Raw genomic sequence first — 17,515 nt, 5'->3', positions numbered from 1 at the left:
ATTACCAGGGGGCAACGTGATGAATAAAAGTAGTTCAGGCACTAATATTCGACTACTTGGCGTTCCGTCAGTGTATTACTCGCGGAATACCCCGTTTCCTGCAAAGGGATACGCGTTGCTTGCAGTATTGTTGCTTGTTCCGGGCAACGAGCTTGCTCGTCAAAAGGCGGCTGCCCTGCTTTGGGAGGATGTCGCCCAAACCAGGGCCATGGCAAACCTCAGGCAATTGCTTGTGAGGGTGCAAAGCAGGCAACCCGAAGCCGGACCGCTCATTGAAACAACCCAGACCAGAATCAGTCTTGGGCCCGGAGCGCAGAGTTCCGATCTGGCCGCTTTTCTCCAGTCCTGCAAGGCAACCGACCTTGAAGGCATGATGTCCGGGATAGAGCAGTTCACCGGTGAACTGCTCGATGGCATGGAGTTCGAAGGTGAACAGCTGAACCTCTGGCTGCTGACCGAGCGCGCGAGCCTGAGGGAGAAACTGTTTAACAGAGCAGCAGCAGCCCTTGAGGAAACGACACGCTTCGGAGCGGATCGTGGCGGCAACATCGGCAAGATCGCTGATCGGCTTCTGGCTTTCGAACCTGACAGCCCCGAATGCTATCGTATCATTTCAAAAGCTTATGGCAGGTGTGGTGATCAGGATGGCGTCGATCGTATCGACCGGTTGATGAATTCGGTTCTCAATCCCGCTTTGCCTCGTTTGCCTGGCAATACAAGCGGCAAGCCTTCGGGAACTGTCTGGGTCGCGCCGACGGGCGTCAAACCGGTTGAGGAGCGTCCGGCAACTCCCAAACCACCGGTTCCGCGAGTTGCCTTTTCCTCGCCCCGCCACATCGATCAACATCCGAATGCGCAGCTTGCCGAGGCATTCGTCGAGGACGTCGCGAACAGTTTCTCCAGGTTCAAGACATTTGTCGTGGTCTCGCCATTCAGTACGATGCGTGACTTTCGCGGCGGCAATATCAGCAATTGGGAAAAAATTCGGTCCAACTACTCCGTGCAGAGTTTTCTGCTCCCGGGCAGCCAACAGATTTCCTTTACCGTTATCGATGACGGCACCGGGGAGATCATCTGGTCTGCGGAGTATTCGATGGAGCCGGAAGACCTTCACTATACCTTCCGGCTTCTCGCAAAAACCGTGGCAGCCAATCTCGCTCAGCAGATCGAACGACAGATGCTCGACTCCGGCCGGTCGATCAATGCCCAGAGCTATCTGCACGTCCTGCGCGGGCAGAACCTCATCAAGACCTGTAATCTGAGCATGATCCGCCGGGCTCGAAAGGAATTCCGGCAAGGCCTCACGTACGACAAGGACTTGTCCATCGCCCGCGCTCGCATAGCGCAGACGATGCAACTGGAATGGTTGCTTCTCGGGGGAACTGATCCGCACCTTCTTCACCGCGCCAAGGCGGAAGCGGACGCAGCCATCGAGATCGATTCGACGGCCGGTATCGGCTACTGGATGGCTGCGGTCATCGCGCTTTATCAACGTGATTACACGACCTCGGAAGCCAAGTTCCAGGAAGCCGAAACCTTGAGCCCCAACTCTTCGGATCTGCTCATACAGCACGCAGATGCGCTTGCGCATTTCGGCAAGCCCAAGGACGCCTGGAAGCGTTTCAAGCACGCGATCGATCTCAATCCACTTGCACCGGACATCTACTGGTGGGCGGGTGCGAGCATCGCCTTCAAGCTGGCCGACTACGCAGAGGCCGTCCGGCTGTGCAAGCAGATGGACGACGAGGAACCCGCATTGCGCGTCCTGACGGCAAGCCTCGCTCTCGACGGGCAAATTGAGAGCGCAAGACAATATGCGCGGCGTCTCATGGATGTTTATCCGGGGATGACCGCACAGGAAATCGTTCGTTTCCAACCAGACAAGAATCCAGAGAACAACAAGATCTTTCTGGAAGGTCTGAAACTCGCCGGCTTCGACTAGGTAAACCCATTTACAGGAGAAAATTATGCCTAATTCGTCATTTTACGTGATCGGAAAACGTGGTCACGGTGTTGTTTTTTTGCGGATGGATCCGCTGCGCGTGTCTCGTGTGTCGCATCAGACAATTCTGGCTTACGAAGCGCAAAATGCCGGTGTCGACGGCTATGCACGCATCGCCGCTGCTGCCCGGGTTCTGTTCGCCGAAAGCGACGGCAATCCTGAAACAAGCCTCAGCCAGGTCGAGTCGGAAGGTATCTACCAGGCAATCAAGCAGGGCAGCACGATCTCGGATGTCGATTTTGCCTTCCTTACTGATGTCGATGACAGCGATTGGGACCTCAACAGGCTGAGCTGGGCACCGATCCAGGATCCGGTTTCCAAGACCGGCTCCGGTTCTGATTCCGGTAATCCCGACACGCTTCAGGACGCCGTGCTTTCGGACGATTGATCCGGAAGGCGGCCTGACTGACAAAATCGCACCGCTACAGGAGGTATTCGCTGTGCAATCCGATCCTTTCTCTCCGCAATTCCTGCGCAGCTTCGGCATAACCAGATTGGGTGAGATCACCGGGCTGGACACGATCGGGATACCGGTCTGGTTCGCAACCAGGCCGAATTCCAGGTCTCTTTCCGTTTCCCAGGGAAAAGGTGTGACCGACGATCAGGCGAAGATTTCAGCGATCATGGAAGCCGTGGAATGTGCTGTCGCCGAACAACCGCGGCAGCACGTCACGGAGTTCGCGACGATCGAAGACATGGCGCGCCAGCAAAGGAGCGTCATTCCGTTCTTTGATCTTGCAAGGGTCAACCCGCATCAGCTCGACCCGACCCGCCAGCGTGCCTGGGTTCCCGGAACGTCCCTGATATCCGGCGAGCAACGCTTTGCGCCCTACGAGTTGGTCGGGATGGACATGCGTAGCGACATGCCATGGGACCGTCATGCCTTCCGTATGACATCCCAGGGGTTGGCGGCGCATTTCTCGATCGACAAGGCCATCGAACACGCCCTGCTTGAACTCGTGGAACATGACGCGTCCAGTGTGATCGATACCTTTGGTTTGTTCGTCAACAATATCCGGGAGGTCACCGACTACGAGGGCGCGAACGCCGATCTCGACGCCATTCTGGAGAAGGTTTCAAAAGCCGGGCTTGATCTTCACATCTACGCCCTTCCGGGACGCGTGAAACTTCCGGTCATTGCCGCTGTCATTTCGCGGCAGGTGAATGGGCCATCTGGCGTCATTTCGCGTGCTCCTGCCGGAATTGCCTGCCGGACGAATGTTGCCGAGGCGATACTCGCAGCCCTGCTGGAAGCGGTGCAGTCACGTCTGACGGACATTGCCGGTGCGCGCGACGACCTTGCGATGGATCGTTTCCAGCAGTCCAAGGATGGCGTAGCCAGGAACCAGCCACCACTCATTCCTCTTGCCAAACTTGAGGCTGAGTTTCGCCCTGCAAGGCAGTCGTCCATGGGGTGGCAGGACGTCCTGAAGCTGATGCGGGCGGCCGGCATTGAAGATGCCTACATGTTCCCGCTCAAATCGCCGGTGTCGGACGTTCACGTGGTGAGGACGATCGTCACAGGCCTTGACGCCCATTCCGGCAGCTTCTCCGAAATGTCCATGAACTCGATACTGTTGACGACGGAAGTGCTGAGCACTGCATGTTGAAACCCGTCGTTTTTGCAGGACCGAGCGTTCACGGCTTGGCCGGCGATCTTTTTGACGACCTGGACGTGTTCCCACCTGCCGCACGCGGAGACATTCTGCGAGCCGTGGGGCAGGGGCGCCGCGTAATCGGATTGATTGATGGCTACTTCAACTCCACCCCTTCTGTCTGGCACAAGGAAATCCTGGTCGCCCTAAAGGAGGGCTGCAGGGTGTACGGCGCGGCCAGCATGGGCGCATTACGGGCTGCAGAGTGTTTCGCTTTCGGGATGGTTGGTGTCGGGGCAATTTTTGCAGACTATCAAGCGGGAAGGCGTCAATCGGATGCGGATGTTGCTGTTTCGCACGCTCCGGCAGAACTGGGCTATTGCCCGCTCACACTGGCGCTGGTGGATGCGGAGGCGACGCTGTCTGCAGCTTTGCAAGGCGGGTTCATTGCAGAAAGCGCACATGATGCAATGCTGAAAGCTGCAACCGGTTTGCATTTTTCCACGCGCACCTGGGTGCGAGTGCTGAGCGAAACAGGACTTTCCGAAGCTGAAGGGGCTCACTTTCTGAAGTGCCTGCCCGAGTTCGAGCAGAGCTTGAAACGGCAAGACGCTCAAAAGCTCCTGACCAATCTGAAAGAGAACATCGAGATTGAGACGCATGATGGTCAGGACAGTTGGAAAATACAGAACACTCTTTTTCTCAAGTCACTTGAAAAAGAAATTCTCGGCAGGTGACAGCTAATGAAAATGGAGATTGTGAAAGCCAGGACCACATGGTCGATCGTGCCGGATTGTGGCGGTCTGATTGAAACGATAGCGATCTCACTACCTCAAAAGGTCTTTGATCCCGGCAATCCTCACGCCGAAAAGATACTCGCTGCCATCGGAAATTTGCTCAAGGCCATGCCTTCGAGCGTTTCAATCCTGGTATTTGCCGATGCATTTAACGAGACGGCTGCAAGAAGCTGGATCGAAAAACAGACCGAATGTCGCTATGACATTGTCCTGGCAGGCGCTATGCCGCTTGAAAGTGCAGATATCTGGGCACAGGATTCCATCCTGGTACAAATGCGAGGCAACGACCTGCGGATTGCCGCTCCAGCATGCGACTGGCCCAGGGGTATCCTGCCGGGGTTACTGGCCGAACACCTCTCTGTCGCCTGCCACGATCTGCCACTCTTTTTGCCGGGTGGGGACCAGATCGTTGGGGAGGGCTTTCGCCTCATCGGTCACACAAGCCGGTTGAGATCAGCCTCCGGCAAGTATGGCGGTGACAGCACTTTGCTTGCCGCAGATCGGCGTATCGGTGAACTCGATAACAGGCCTGTCTGCTATTGGGGATACCGAAGACAAGACCTGTTCGAAAAGCCCTCCGGCGACTCTCAAGAAAGCAGGGCCGGCAAGAACACTGCAGTTTCGAACCGTGAGGGAGAACTGGACCGGCAAACAGCGAATGATCTGCTCGTTGACCTTCCATTTTCTCATTTACGGCCGGATCTGGTTACGACCATTGAGCGGTGCGAAAGCCATGTCGACAGATATGTTTCTCCAACAGGTTTGCGCCACAACGGCAAGCACCTGCTATTGCTGGCAGACCCGGTTGGCGTGGCTCCAGAAGCCATCAGCAAGGCAAAGCGGGAAAAGAGACTTCTCGATGCATCGGAACACTGGTTGAGGGACCAGGGTTTCGAAATCATCCGCAATCCAGTTCCCTTTGGGGTCGACGTAAAGAACGCCGTCAGACCGCGGCTCTACAACAACGTTCTTCTGGAAAATGCGGTGCGAGGGGAAAATGGCAAACCAATCATGTGGTTGCCATGCTTCGGTGAAGACCGCAGGTTTACGGAATTCGATGTGGAGAACGCCAGGATCTGGAAGGGTCTCGGCTTCGATCCCAAGCTGGTCTTCGGCTGGGAAAGCCTTGCCCACGCAAACGGCGCACTGCGCTGTGCCAGTAAGGTAATCAGACGGCAAGCAACTTGATCGAACGGACCTAGATGTAAACCGACACGGACAGGTGCGTCTTCAGCATCTGGCTAGGTTTTTTCAGAAGAAGAAGTTGGCTTGGGATACTGGATTCGACCCTGAACCAACGAAGTTGAGCCCCCTAAACGTTCTCCGACGTGTATACCTCGAACCCCAGAGTGACGCTCTGCGCGCCGACATCCGAGCCCGTGCGTTTGGCCTTTACGAGGGCTGTGATCGTTTCGCGGGCTACTTCCTTCATCGGGTGGCAGATGGCCATGGTCAGGACGCCGTCGATCAGGGCGGTTCGGGTCACGTCTATCAGTTCATAACCTACGCTGACGAAATCCCTGCCCGGATTGATGTCGCGCAGGGCAGCGACAGCGCCGGTGATACCGCCGCCGGAGATGAACAAGCCGCACATGTCCGGGTGCTCCTGAAAGAGCTCCTCGGTCATTTCGCGCGCCACGGCTGCGGATTCAAAGGTTGAGCGTGGTTCCAGCAAGGTGAAGCCGGAATTGTGTTCGCGCAGATATGAGCGGAAGCCACTTTCGTTGAGGTCCTGGTTTCTGTAACGGTGGTTGCCGACAAGGATGCCGATCTTGCCACGTTCACGGCACATCCTGTCAAAGGCCCAGGCCGCGGTCCGTCCGACCTTCCAGTGATCGAGGCCGATATAGCCGACATTGCCGCGGGCGGAGAGCGGCGCGACAAGCCCACAGACCGGTGTACCCGCGCGCAGCACCGTATCGATCGCCTCTGAAACCAGCGGGTGCTCCGCCGCCACCAGGGCAATAGCGTCGCAATCGCCGGAGATCGCCAGAAGCCGGTCGGCGACGTTGTTCGGGGACAGGTCGTCGAGAAACTCCACAACCAGCTCCACCCGGCCGTCCTGGTAGTCTTCTGCTGCCTCGGTAAGCACAGCGCCGAGATCGCGATAGAAGGACCGGTTGCCCTGTTGCAGCAGGATGCCGAGGCGATGGACTTCGGCACTCTCGCGGATTGAGTAGTCGATGGTGCCGAGACCATAGAAGCCGATGCGCTCTGCGGCATGCCGAACGCGTTCTCTTGTTGGCTTGCGTACCGAAGAGGCATCGCTCAACACCCGGTTCACAGTCGAGACGGAAACACCCGCGGCGTCCGCCAGATCCTTGATCGTTGGTCGTGTCATGATGTTTGGTTATCTCATTTTGTCTCATTATTCTATATCATTGAAACAATTTGGTATGAAATAAATATTCCATTCTGATGCGTATTGATTATTTTTGTGTCATTCAGGCATCCTCCTGTCAATCCGGTGCGGCGCTCCAGCGGCGTCTCAGACATCGGTCGGGAGGAAAAATGGACGATCTCAAATACGGGACCCGCGACAAGCGCGGTAACTGGTCGCCAAACGCCTTGGCGCAGATTGCACCGTTCTGGAGGGGCAATTTCAAGGAGATCGGCCATTGGTTCCTGGAGTATCTGTGGCCGTGGAATGCCTTCCACATGGCGACGGCCTTGCTTTACTGGTTCTTTGTCATCCCCGACGTCGCAACTCTGAAGACACTGTCCTGGGGATGGGCGCTGTGGCTGTTCGCGGTAAATGCAGTCTGCATCTTCGTCATGTACGGCGCGGTCGAGCTCTTCTACTACGTAAAGCGCAAGCAGGGCACTCGGTTCAAGTACAATGCCAAGTTCCCGTCGGAACATCCATCCGACGTTTTCTGGTTCAAGAGCCAGAACCTGGACAATTTCCTGCGCACCTATCTGGTGTCCATCCCACTATGGACGCTTTGTGAAGTTGTCGCGCTCTGGGTGTTTGCAAACGGTTGGGCAACCTGGCTGAACTGGGAAGACAACTGGCTATGGCTGAGCCTGCTCGTGTTGCTGGTTCCGGCGATCCACGAAGTGCATTTCTTCTGCATTCATCGGCTGATCCATACGCCGTTCCTCTATAAACACGTCCATTCCGTGCATCACAACTCCATCAACCCGAGCCCCTGGTCGTCGCTGTCGATGCATCCGGTGGAATCGGCGCTCTATTTTGCCGAAATCTTCTGGCACCTGATCATCCCGTCAAACCCGATCGTGATGCTGTTTCAGCTGCATGGCACCGGCTTCGGCGCGATCAACGGACACATCGGTTTCGACAAGCTCGAATTGACCGACGAGAAGGCTCTCGGCAGCCATGCCTATGTCCATTACCTGCACCACAAATACTTTGAGGTGAACTACGGCGCAGATGGCCTGATCCCGCTCGACAAGTGGTTTGGCTATTGGCACGACGGCTCGAAAGAAGCCGAAGAACAGATGAAGGAGCGCTTCCGCAAGAAGAAGGAACGCGTCAATGCCAAGGCTTCCCGGTCTCGGGTTGCAGGGTGAGGGCGAGACCATGGACGATCTTCATTTCGGCACCCGTGACAAACGTGGCAACTGGCGCCCGAACGATGCCCTCAAGCTTCCCTGGAGCGGTAGGGTAACCCTCAGGGCAGCGCTGCGGTTCTTCAAGGATTACCTGAGCGGCTGGAACCTGACCTTCTTCGCCATCTCGCTGGCCTACTGGTTCCTGGTTCTGCCGTCGCAAGAAGCGATGTCGGTCCTCTCCTGGGGCTGGACGATGACGCTTCTTGCCGTGAACATGGGCGGCATCTTCTTTTTCTATGGTGCGTTTGAACTGCGCTACTACGTTCAGCGCAAGCAGGCCAGACGCTTCAAGTACAACGGCAACTTTCCGGCGGAACAGCCCTCGGACGTTTTCTGGTTCAAGAGCCAGAACCTCGACAACTTCCTGCGCACGATCCTCGTGACGGTTCCGATCGGCACAGCCGTGGAGGTTCTGGTGCTCTGGCTGTTTGCCTCCGGAGCGGTGCCGATGGTGAGCCTGGACGGCAACCCGGTTTGGTTCGTTGCAATGATCCTGGTGTCGCCGCTTCTGCATGAAGCCCACTTTTTCTTCATTCACCGCGCCATTCACTGGGGCCCGCTCTACCGCTGGATTCATTCGGTCCACCACAACTCGATCAATCCGAGCCCGTGGTCGTCCATGTCGATGCATAAGGTTGAAGGTCTGCTCTATTTCGCAACGCTCTTCTATCACCTGGTGCTCTGGTCGAACCCGTTCGTCGTTGTCTGGCAGTGGAACCTGGCAGCCTATGGCGCGGTGGTGGGACACATCGGCTTCGACAAGCTGGAAGTCACCGAGGAAACGGCCGTCAACAGCCACGCCTACGCGCACTACCTGCACCACAAGTACTTCGAGGTGAACTATTGCGACGACGGCGTTCTGCCCTGGGACCGATGGTTCGGTACCTGGCACGACGGTACGAAGGAAGCCGACGAGCGCATGAAGGAACGTTTTCGCCAGAAGAAAGCGCGGACAAGACAGCGCAACACGGAAGTGCCGGCGGAATAGCCGAGACGGAATTGCTTGGCACCTGCCAGTTGTTTCGCGACGCGAGCGATGGATCGGAAGGTGATCGAAGCAAGTTGAGAGGGCTCGCATCCGGGAGGAACAAGGGTGTCGCCCAAATGTACCAAGCTCTGAGGAGACCTGTTCGCCAAAGGCTTTAGGGAGGAGACTGAAGTGAAACTGATCAAGACCTTTGTGGTGGCGGCCGCTACCGCGATCATCGCCACCAATGCAATCGCAGCGGACATCTTCGTCATTGGTGGCAAGCCGGACGATCCGTTCTGGTCACGGGTGAAAAAGGGTGCGGAAGACGCCGGCAAGGTTGCTGAAGCCCAGGGCGGATCCGTTACCTGGCTTGGCCCGCAGAACTACGACAACCTTGGCCCGGATGCAGCTGAGTTGATCCGCCAGGCGATCGATCAGGGGGCGGATGCGATTGTTGGTCCGGACTGGGTTCCTGAAGCCATGGATCCGGCTTTCAAGGCTGTTGTCGATGCCGGCATTCCGCTCGTGATCTACAACGCGGGCGGTATCGAGGCGGCCGACCGTCTGGGTGCAATGAACTATGTCGGGGCCGTTGATTACAAATCCGGTTATGCTGGTGGGGAATACCTCGGCAAGGCCGGCCACAAGAACGGCGCATGCGTCAACACGCTGCCGGGGGCTGCCAATATCGAAGCGTTCTGCAGCGGCTTCAACGATGGCCTTGCCGCCGCCGGTGGCACCGGTTCAGTCCTGCAGCTGCCGGCGACTGCCTTTGGCGATGCGACTGCCGTTGCCCAGGCCGTGCGGGCGCACCTGTTGCAGAACCCGGACATCGACGCGATGTTCGCGATCGGCGACGGCGATACCAACGCGACTGTCTCGGGTATCCAGCAGGCTGGCAAGCAGGGACAGGTTCATGTCTGCGGCATGAACTTCAACGACTCTATCCTGGCCAACATCCAGCAAGGCACCCAAGCCTGCGCAATTGACCAGCAAGGTTACCAGCAGGGTTTCTTCGCAGTGTCGATCCTGAACAACCACGTCATGTACGGCACGACCATTCCGACCCGTGAAATTCTCACCGGTCCGGGCGTCATCGACAGCAGCAACGTTGACCTGGTCATTGCAGGTGTCGAAGCCGGCGCCCGCTAGGAATCTCAGGAACGATCGGGTCGCCCGCTTTCAGGGCGACCCAACAAAAATCAAAAAACAAACAGCGCCAGGCCCCATCGCACAACAGGCGCAGACAGGAAACGCTCAAGATGTCGACGCAAACGCAAACTCGTGGAAAGGGGTTTTCGCCAGGCCAGCTGGTCCGTCGTCCCGAAACCGGGTCCCTGATCGGTTTCGTCGTCGTCTACACCTTCTTTGCCATTCTCGGCGGACCCGTCTTTCTGGGTGCTCCCGGCTGGTCCAGCTGGCTGAACATTGCAGCAGAAGTCGGCATCATCGCGCTTCCCGTAGGTCTTTTGATGATTGCCGGGGAATTCGATATCTCGGTCGGATCCGTCGTGCCGGCGTCGGCCATGATGACGGCGATGCTGTCTGGCCACTACGATCTGCCGGCTTTCGTCGGGATCGCAGGTGGCCTCGGCGTCGGATTGCTGGTCGGCTTCGTGAACGGCGTTCTCGTCACCCGCACGCCGATCCCCTCGCTGATTGTCACCATCGGTGTGATGTTTGCGGTCATGGGACTGACGCTCGGCTTCGCGGTTCTGATCCGTGGCTCTACCAGCGTTTCCTACGTCCCGGACCCGCTGACCAAGGCACTGCTCGGCCAGTTCATCAATGGCATGTTCAACGTTGCAATCCTCTGGTGGCTGGGTTTCGTCGCTGTCTTTTTCTATTTCCTGCATGTTTCCCCACTTGGGAACTGGGCGTTTGCGATCGGCGGAGACCGCGAGAGTGCGCGCAATGCCGGAATACCGACCAGCAAGGTCACCATCGGTCTCTTCATGACTTCCGGATTTGCGGCTGCCTTTGTCGGTGTCGTGCAGGTCATGACCTATCAGACTGCCCAGGTCGCTGGTGGACAGGCCTTCATCTTCAACTCGATCATGTGCGTGGTGATTGGTGGCGTATTGCTCACCGGTGGCTCGGGTTCGATTGTCGGTATCGTGCTCGGCACCATGACCTTCGCAGTCGTCAACCAGGGCATCTTCTTCGCCTCGCTCGACCCGAACATCGGTTCGATCATCATCGGCGCCCTCCTGCTGGCGGCGGTCCTGTCCAACGATACCTTCCGAGCGCTCGCCACGAGCGCGGCGGCGAAGAAGAAGTGAGGGCTGAGCAATGGACATGATCGCAAGCCTATTCCGTAAACCCGCCACCGCCGCCATCCTGAGCCTGATCGGTGTGATCGCCTTCTACGTGGTGATCGGCGGTGTCGATCTCGGACAGCTCTTCAACGCTGCGAGCTGGGTGAACTACGCTGCGCGTATCGGCATCGTCGCGATCCCGGTTGGTCTGCTGATGATTTCCGGCGAGATCGACATTTCCATCGGAGCCATGATCCCCGCCGGCGCGATGACGACGGCGATTATCTCCGGATACTACGAACTGCCGATGATCTTCGCGGTGCTTGGCGCGCTCGCCATCGGCGTGATTGTCGGAACGATCAACGGCGTCCTCGCTGTGCGCACGACTGTGCCCACGCTGATCATCACCCTGGCTACACTGGTGGCCATGCAAGGCATTGTCCTGGCTGGCTCAAAACTTCTCACAGGCAGCGCTTCTGTACCGCTGAATGCCCCCGACTGGGCCAAGACAGTCTTTGGTCATCTGATGTTCGGCGGCAGTCATCAGGTGGTTATTGTCTGGTGGGTGATTATCGCGGCCGTCTTCTGGTTCGTGATGCACAAGACCAAATACGGCAACTGGATCTTCGCAATAGGCGGCGACAGGCAAAGCGCACGCAATGCCGGGATCCCGGTCGACGGTATCACCATTCTGCTGTTCATTCTGACCGCCACCTCTGCCTCATTCGTCGGGATGTGCCACGCAATCCTGTTCAACTCCGCACAGGTCTCGGGTGGCATGAACGACATCTTCAACATCATCGTCAGTGTGGTTGTCGGCGGCGTGCTTCTGACCGGCGGGTACGGCTCGGTCGCGGGTGTTTTCGTTGGCACGATCACCTTCGCGATTGTCACCAAGGGCATCGACTTCACCGATATCGACCGGAACTGGTCGAACCTTATCGTCGGCCTGATGTTGCTTTTCGCGGTTGCCCTGAACGAGATTTTTCGGCGCGCTGCGCTCTCGTATGCGCCCGGAGCGAAGAAACGCGAAAAAGCGCCAAAACCTATCGTCAAGGAAGCCTGATTGAAGTGTGAGGACAAGATCAGGGCACACGCGATGTGACAAGACCAAGAATTTGCCTGGCACCGACTGACGGGTTCGCAAATAACTCAGCCGAACCGGACGCAAGGACAGGCAAGGAACGGGCATCATCTGGGAGGAACTGGTGGTGCCCATATCGACCCAACACTGGAGAAGACCCCGTCAGTCGACGGTCTATGGGAGGAAGTAAAATGAAATTCGGAAAGACAATTGTAGCGGCAACGGTTGCCGTCATGATGTCAACCAGCGCCATGGCGCAGAACATCGCCGTGATCGCAGGTTCGATCGAAGACGGCTTCTTCAACCTGATCAAGAAGGGCGTTGACGATGCGACGCTGATGGTTGAGGCAAACGGCGGTACGGTCAACTATCTGCGCACCCCGAACTACGACAATTTCGGCCCGGATCTTGTAACCCTGATCAACCAGGCTGTCGCGCAGGGCGTTGACGGTATCGCCATTCCGGTCTGGGTACCGGATGCACAGGTGCCGGCCCTGAAGGCCGCTGCCGAGCAGGGCATCGTGATCATGCAGTACAACGCCGGTCAGGACGTCAAGGACGACCTCGGTGCGATCAACTATTTCGGCTCTGACGAATACGTCGCGGGTGTCGCGGGCGGCAAGTATCTGGCCGAAAAAGGCGCAAAACACATCCTCTGCCACATTCAGGTGCCTGGTGCCGTCAACCTTGAAACACGTTGCAAGGGCGTGACTGACGGAGCGTCCGAAGCAGGTGCCAAGGTAACAACCCTGCGCGTTCCGGCCAATCTCGACGGTGACGTGACCGGTACCGCGGAATCGATCAAGGCCGAACTCATCGGTGATCAGTCCATCGACGCCGTCATCAACCTCGCAGCCTGGGCATCTGACGCTTCCGCAAACGCTGTCGGCCAGATCGGCGGCAAGCAGATGATCGGAACGTTCGACATGAGCCCAGCCGTTCTGGAGCGGATTGCTGAAGGCCAGCAGACCATGGCCATCGATCAGCAGCCTTACCTGCAGGGCTTCCTGGCCACCTCGATGCTGTTCGCGCATCTGAAGTTCGGTACCGAAATCGCGACCGATCCGGTTCTCACCGGTCCGGCCATCGTCGATGCTTCGAACATCGAAAGCGCGCTGGAAGGCGTCAAGCTCGGCGCACGCTGACACTCGAACAGCCCCGGCCGGACCAAGCGGCCGGGGCAAGCCTGAACACTCATGCACGGCTTGCCGGGCAGTCCACCGCAGCACTGCAGGGACACACACAATGACCGACGCCACACAAAACAACAATTCGGTGCCGAGCCTCGACGGCTTCGACCTTCTCGGACTGTTTCGCCGTCCTGAAGTCGGTGCATTCGCCGGGCTGCTGATCATCTTCCTGTTCTTCAGCTATTTCGGCTGGGATCGTAATTTTCTCAGCCCTCTCGGAGCCGCCAGCTGGCTGAACTTTGCATCGACGGTGGGCATCATCGCCATACCGATCGGCTTTCTGATGATCGCGGGAGAGCTTGATATCTCCGTCGGTGCGATGGTGCCGGCGGCCAAGATCTCACTTGCAATTGCCGTGGGGTTCTATGGGCTGAACATCTGGGTCGGGATCCTGGTTACCTTGCTCATTGCAGGGGGCATCGGATGGATCAACGGCATGCTGGTAACGCGGACCAAAGTGCCATCGCTGATCGTCACGCTTGCGACGCTCTTCGCTGTTGGCGGCTTGACCCTGTTCCTGTCGATCCTGCTGACGGACACCACGCAGCTCGGCCTGCCAGACAGCAACACCGATGGGCTCTCGGAATTTGTCTTCGGCACCTATCACACGTTCCGGATTGGCGGTGCCGACAACGCGATCACGCTATGGCAAGGGGTGCAAAGCTCGGTCTTCATCTGGCTGCTGATGATCGTCGCCTGCTACTATTTCCTGCATGTCTCGCCCTGGGGCAACTGGGTGTTCGCGCTCGGCGGCGACCAGGACAGCGCGCGCAATGCCGGTATCCCGATCGACAAGCTCAAGATCGGCCTGTTCATGCTGACCGCAATGGCTGCCTCCCTTGTCGGCATCAGTGAAACCATTCTGTCGAACTCCGCCAGCACCACGACGCAATTCACCATGATCTTCAACACGATCATCGCGGTCGTCGTCGGCGGCGTGCTTCTCACCGGTGGCTTCGGCAACGTCCTGGGCATTGCCTTCGGCACCGCGACGCTCGCGATCGTCCAGCAGGGCATCAACTTTACGACCTTTGACCGAAACCTGTCGAACCTCATCATCGGGGTGATGCTTCTGATCGCAGTCCTGATGAACGACACGTTCCGAAACATGGCGACGAGCGCGTCGACCACAAAGAAAAAGTGAGGACCTAGCCATGTCAGACAAAACACCCGTTCTGGAAATGCGTAACGTCGACAAGTCCTTCGGCCCGATCGACGTCCTGCACGAAATTTCCCTGAAAGTGCACGAAGGAGAAGTCCTCTGCCTTCTCGGCGACAATGGTGCCGGCAAGTCGACACTCATCAAGACGCTCTCGGGCGTGCACCAGCCATCCCGTGGCGAAATGCTGATGGACGGAAAACCGGTCCACTTCGCGCGGCCGAAAGATGCCCAGGAAATGGGGATCGCGACCGTTCACCAGTTCGGCGGGACCTATCCGCTGATGTCGATTGGGCGGAACTTCTTTGCCGGTGTCGAGCCAACCAAGGGCTGGGGCCCGTTCAAGGTGTTCGACCGGAAGAAGGCCAATGAGGTGGCGGTCAAGTCGGTGCAGGATTTCGGCATCACCCGGATTACGGATGGCGACCGTCTGGTCGGTGGTCTGTCGGGCGGCGAACGCCAGTCGCTCGCCATCGCACGGGCTGTCTATTTCGGGGCACGAGTCCTCATACTGGACGAGCCGACGGCAGCACTTGGCGTCAAGCAGGCCGCACACGTCCTGCGCATTGTCAACGAAGCCAAGAAACGTGGCCTCGCGGTCATCTTTATCACCCACCAGGTGATGCATGCCATGGCGGTCGGCGATCACTTCGCGGTTCTCATTCGCGGTGCTGTTGCCGCTGATTTCCGCAAGGGTGAGAAGACCCGCGAACAGATCGCGGACCTGATGGCAGGCGGTGAGTCCATGGCAGACCTCGAGGCCAGCATCGAAGGCTACATGGAGTCTCACGAAGGCCACCCACCGCCACCGGCGGCAGAATGAAATCATGTGAAAGAAGGTTTGTCTGGCCTTCTTTCTCCTCCCGCCGGCGGCCTGTCTATCCCGCAGGCCGCCGGTAGACCTCAACGCTAAAAGCAGAACCAAGATGACAACGCGAATTGCCGTTATCGGGGCGGGCCTCATGGGTGCCGACCATGCCAGAATTGTGGCTGAAGATCTCACTGGAGCAACGCTCCAGGTTGTTTGCGATATGGACGAAGGACGCGCACGAAAGGTTGCCGAAAGCCTCGGTGCCGCAGATGTCGCCACCGACCCGGAAAGCGTGATTGCCCGCAGTGATGTCGATGCCGTAATCGTTGCGAGCCCGGACTTCACCCACGCACCGCTCAGTCTCGCCTGCATCAGGGCGGGCAAGAAGGTGCTGTGCGAAAAGCCTCTGTCTCAGTCTTCCGCCGAGTGTCTTCAGGTCATGGAAGCTGAACAGGCAGCCGGCGAAAAATTCGTGCAGCTCGGCTTCATGCGCCGCTACGACCAGTCCTATGCCGAAATGAAGCAGGCGCTGTCGACCGGAACGCTTGGCCAGGCGATCATGATGCACAACTTCCACCGCAACGTGGAAACCCCTGCAGCGGATTTCACGGCGGATATGGCGATCACCAATTCCGCCCCGCATGAATTCGATGTCGCCCGTTTTGTGCTGGGCACCGAGTATGTCGGCATATCCACCTTCGCGCCCAAGGGAGCCGGCGGAAAGGTCGGACCGGTCTTCATGGTGGTCGAAACCACGGCCGGTCAGCTCGTCAACATCGAGATCAACAACAACGCGTCTTACGGCTATGACGTGCGCGCGGAGCTGGTGGGTGAAAAGGCTGCCATTTCTCTCGCCGATCCGGTGCATTCCCGGCTCGACATCGCCCTGACGTCCCGCACTCATTACGCCCCGGACTGGCGTCCGCGCTACGGCGAGGCCTACCGCCGCCAGAACCGGGATTTCCTGAAATTCGTCGAAACGGGCCGGTTCCCCGAAATCGCATCGAGCTGCTGGGACGGCTACGCCGCAGCGGTTGTTGCCACAGCGGGCGTGGCCGCGCTGAAGGCAGGCCAAAGAGCGCCCGTTCAGATGATTGCCAAGCCGGAGTTCTACGCATGAAACTTGGGTTCGTTTCCGACAGTCTGGGCGGCATGTCCTTCGAGGATCTGCTCGCCAACGCGTCCAGAATGGAGGTCTCCGGTATCGAGGTGAATACCGGTGGATGGTCAACGGCACCGCACTTTGACCTTGCTGCCATGAAGGACGCTGAGAAGCAGAAGAGCTTCCTGAAGGCTTTTGCCGACACAGGTCTGGAGATCATCAGCCTCAACGCCAACGGCAATCCGCTGCATCCGACCCAGCCGGAACAGGGACAGTGCCTGAAGGACACAATCCGTATCGCGGGCGCCATGGGCATCAAGACCGTCTGCACCATGTCCGGCCTGCCGGCGGGCAGCGCTGCGGACAGGATGCCGAACTGGGTTGTGTCGTCCTGGCCTCCGGAAACACAGACCATCCTGCGTTACCAGTGGGAAGACGTGTTGCTGCCTTTCTGGACCGAGATTGCAGCTTTGGCGAAGGAGCACGGTGTTGAGCGCATTGCCCTGGAGCTTCACGGCAACCAGTGCGTCTACAACGTGCCGTCGCTTCTGAAGCTGCGCGATGCAATCGGTCCGGTCATCGGGGCGAACCTCGATCCGTCCCATCTTTTCTGGATGGGCGCGGATCCGCTTGTCGCAGCTGAAGCCCTCGGCGACGCGATCTATCACGTCCATGCCAAGGACACGCTGCTGAACGCACCGGTTCAGGCTGTCACCTCGCTGCTGGAAAACGGCAGCCTGATGGATATTCCGGCACGTAGCTGGTCCTACATCACGCTCGGCTTCGGCCATGGCGAGGAATGGTGGCGGCAGTTCTGTTACCGACTGAAGATGGCCGGCTACGACGGTTGGCTCTCCATCGAGCACGAGGATGTTCTCCTCAACTCTCTGGAAGGGCTTGAGAAATCGGTCGTGCTTCTGAAAGGCGTGATGCCGGTTTCTCCGTCCGACTTCAAGCCGCAGGAGATCTGA

At 58.1% G+C, this 17,515-nt stretch carries 16 protein-coding genes; 15 read left to right on the top strand and 1 reads right to left on the bottom strand.

The annotated features are described in order from the left end of the window. Positions 1 to 115: 115 nt before the first annotated feature. Genes FIV03_RS20720 through FIV03_RS20700 form a run of 5 tightly spaced genes read left to right on the top strand, consistent with a single transcriptional unit; the run spans position 116 to position 5,582 of the window. Positions 116 to 1,942, top strand: a complete 1,827-nt coding sequence (locus FIV03_RS20720; RefSeq protein WP_152510817.1) for an SARP family transcriptional regulator — start codon at positions 116 to 118, stop codon at positions 1,940 to 1,942. Positions 1,943 to 1,967: 25 nt separating this feature from the next. Then, positions 1,968 to 2,390 carry a hypothetical protein gene (locus tag FIV03_RS20715; RefSeq protein WP_062488781.1) on the top strand — a complete coding sequence of 141 codons (423 nt, stop codon included), beginning with the start codon at positions 1,968 to 1,970 and terminating at the stop codon, positions 2,388 to 2,390. Between the two features lie 52 nt (positions 2,391 to 2,442). Further along, the gene (locus FIV03_RS20710) at positions 2,443 to 3,612 is read left to right on the top strand and encodes a YcaO-like family protein (RefSeq protein ID WP_173013898.1); all 1,170 of its coding nucleotides are present in this window, start codon (positions 2,443 to 2,445) and stop codon (positions 3,610 to 3,612) included. Positions 3,613 to 3,647: 35 nt separating this feature from the next. Beyond that, on the top strand, positions 3,648 to 4,334 hold the full coding sequence (locus tag FIV03_RS20705; RefSeq protein ID WP_286202213.1) for a TfuA-like protein: 687 nt from the start codon (positions 3,648 to 3,650) through the stop codon (positions 4,332 to 4,334). 6 nt (positions 4,335 to 4,340) lie between these two features. Further along, a complete protein-coding gene (locus tag FIV03_RS20700) occupies positions 4,341 to 5,582 on the top strand; it encodes a hypothetical protein (RefSeq protein WP_152510815.1) in 1,242 nt (413 codons plus the stop codon). A gap of 124 nt (positions 5,583 to 5,706) precedes the next feature. On the opposite strand, the gene FIV03_RS20695 is transcribed toward FIV03_RS20700, so the two are convergent. Further along, a complete protein-coding gene (locus FIV03_RS20695; RefSeq protein WP_152510814.1) occupies positions 5,707 to 6,735 on the bottom strand; it encodes a LacI family DNA-binding transcriptional regulator in 1,029 nt (342 codons plus the stop codon). A gap of 170 nt (positions 6,736 to 6,905) precedes the next feature. Here FIV03_RS20695 and FIV03_RS20690 point away from each other — a divergent pair, with 170 nt between their 5' ends. The 10 genes from FIV03_RS20690 (at position 6,906) to FIV03_RS20645 (ending at position 17,515) form a co-directional block, all read left to right on the top strand. Then, positions 6,906 to 7,928, top strand: coding sequence for a sterol desaturase family protein (locus tag FIV03_RS20690; protein WP_152510813.1), 1,023 nt, complete (start codon positions 6,906 to 6,908; stop codon positions 7,926 to 7,928). A gap of 10 nt (positions 7,929 to 7,938) precedes the next feature. Then, positions 7,939 to 8,958 carry a sterol desaturase family protein gene (locus FIV03_RS20685; RefSeq protein WP_152512013.1) on the top strand — a complete coding sequence of 340 codons (1,020 nt, stop codon included), beginning with the start codon at positions 7,939 to 7,941 and terminating at the stop codon, positions 8,956 to 8,958. Positions 8,959 to 9,135: 177 nt separating this feature from the next. Continuing rightward, positions 9,136 to 10,092, top strand: a complete 957-nt coding sequence (locus FIV03_RS20680; protein WP_286202312.1) for a substrate-binding domain-containing protein — start codon at positions 9,136 to 9,138, stop codon at positions 10,090 to 10,092. Between the two features lie 110 nt (positions 10,093 to 10,202). Further along, positions 10,203 to 11,222: an ABC transporter permease gene (locus tag FIV03_RS20675; protein WP_152510812.1), complete on the top strand. Its 1,020-nt coding sequence runs from the start codon at positions 10,203 to 10,205 to the stop codon at positions 11,220 to 11,222. Positions 11,223 to 11,232: 10 nt separating this feature from the next. Further along, positions 11,233 to 12,264 carry an ABC transporter permease gene (locus FIV03_RS20670; RefSeq protein ID WP_152510811.1) on the top strand — a complete coding sequence of 344 codons (1,032 nt, stop codon included), beginning with the start codon at positions 11,233 to 11,235 and terminating at the stop codon, positions 12,262 to 12,264. Positions 12,265 to 12,473: 209 nt separating this feature from the next. Further along, complete coding sequence (locus FIV03_RS20665) at positions 12,474 to 13,427, top strand: substrate-binding domain-containing protein (protein WP_152510810.1); 954 nt, start codon at positions 12,474 to 12,476, stop codon at positions 13,425 to 13,427. A gap of 100 nt (positions 13,428 to 13,527) precedes the next feature. Beyond that, complete coding sequence (locus FIV03_RS20660) at positions 13,528 to 14,616, top strand: ABC transporter permease (RefSeq protein ID WP_083660834.1); 1,089 nt, start codon at positions 13,528 to 13,530, stop codon at positions 14,614 to 14,616. Between the two features lie 10 nt (positions 14,617 to 14,626). Further along, complete coding sequence (locus FIV03_RS20655) at positions 14,627 to 15,454, top strand: ATP-binding cassette domain-containing protein (RefSeq protein ID WP_152510809.1); 828 nt, start codon at positions 14,627 to 14,629, stop codon at positions 15,452 to 15,454. Positions 15,455 to 15,557: 103 nt separating this feature from the next. Then, positions 15,558 to 16,562, top strand: a complete 1,005-nt coding sequence (locus FIV03_RS20650; protein ID WP_152510808.1) for a Gfo/Idh/MocA family oxidoreductase — start codon at positions 15,558 to 15,560, stop codon at positions 16,560 to 16,562. After that, positions 16,559 to 17,515, top strand: a complete 957-nt coding sequence (locus FIV03_RS20645; protein ID WP_152510807.1) for a sugar phosphate isomerase/epimerase — start codon at positions 16,559 to 16,561, stop codon at positions 17,513 to 17,515. Before FIV03_RS20650 ends, FIV03_RS20645 begins: the two co-directional genes overlap by 4 nt.

Origin of the sequence: Labrenzia sp. THAF187b (genome assembly GCF_009363375.1) — a bacterium.
Classification (GTDB): Bacteria; Pseudomonadota; Alphaproteobacteria; order Rhizobiales; family Stappiaceae; genus Roseibium; species Roseibium algicola.
Note: the sequence above shows the minus strand (reverse complement) of the source record. Positions and strands in the feature narration are given on the sequence as shown.

Coding starts and splice junctions, on each gene's coding strand:
- FIV03_RS20715 (WP_062488781.1), top strand. CDS start 1,968: ATGCCTAATTCGTCATTTTACGTGATCGGAAAACGTGGTCACGGTGTT.
- FIV03_RS20700 (WP_152510815.1), top strand. CDS start 4,341: ATGAAAATGGAGATTGTGAAAGCCAGGACCACATGGTCGATCGTGCCG.
- FIV03_RS20695 (WP_152510814.1), bottom strand. CDS start 6,735: ATGACACGACCAACGATCAAGGATCTGGCGGACGCCGCGGGTGTTTCC.
- FIV03_RS20690 (WP_152510813.1), top strand. CDS start 6,906: ATGGACGATCTCAAATACGGGACCCGCGACAAGCGCGGTAACTGGTCG.
- FIV03_RS20685 (WP_152512013.1), top strand. CDS start 7,939: ATGGACGATCTTCATTTCGGCACCCGTGACAAACGTGGCAACTGGCGC.
- FIV03_RS20675 (WP_152510812.1), top strand. CDS start 10,203: ATGTCGACGCAAACGCAAACTCGTGGAAAGGGGTTTTCGCCAGGCCAG.
- FIV03_RS20670 (WP_152510811.1), top strand. CDS start 11,233: ATGGACATGATCGCAAGCCTATTCCGTAAACCCGCCACCGCCGCCATC.
- FIV03_RS20665 (WP_152510810.1), top strand. CDS start 12,474: ATGAAATTCGGAAAGACAATTGTAGCGGCAACGGTTGCCGTCATGATG.
- FIV03_RS20660 (WP_083660834.1), top strand. CDS start 13,528: ATGACCGACGCCACACAAAACAACAATTCGGTGCCGAGCCTCGACGGC.
- FIV03_RS20655 (WP_152510809.1), top strand. CDS start 14,627: ATGTCAGACAAAACACCCGTTCTGGAAATGCGTAACGTCGACAAGTCC.
- FIV03_RS20650 (WP_152510808.1), top strand. CDS start 15,558: ATGACAACGCGAATTGCCGTTATCGGGGCGGGCCTCATGGGTGCCGAC.
- FIV03_RS20645 (WP_152510807.1), top strand. CDS start 16,559: ATGAAACTTGGGTTCGTTTCCGACAGTCTGGGCGGCATGTCCTTCGAG.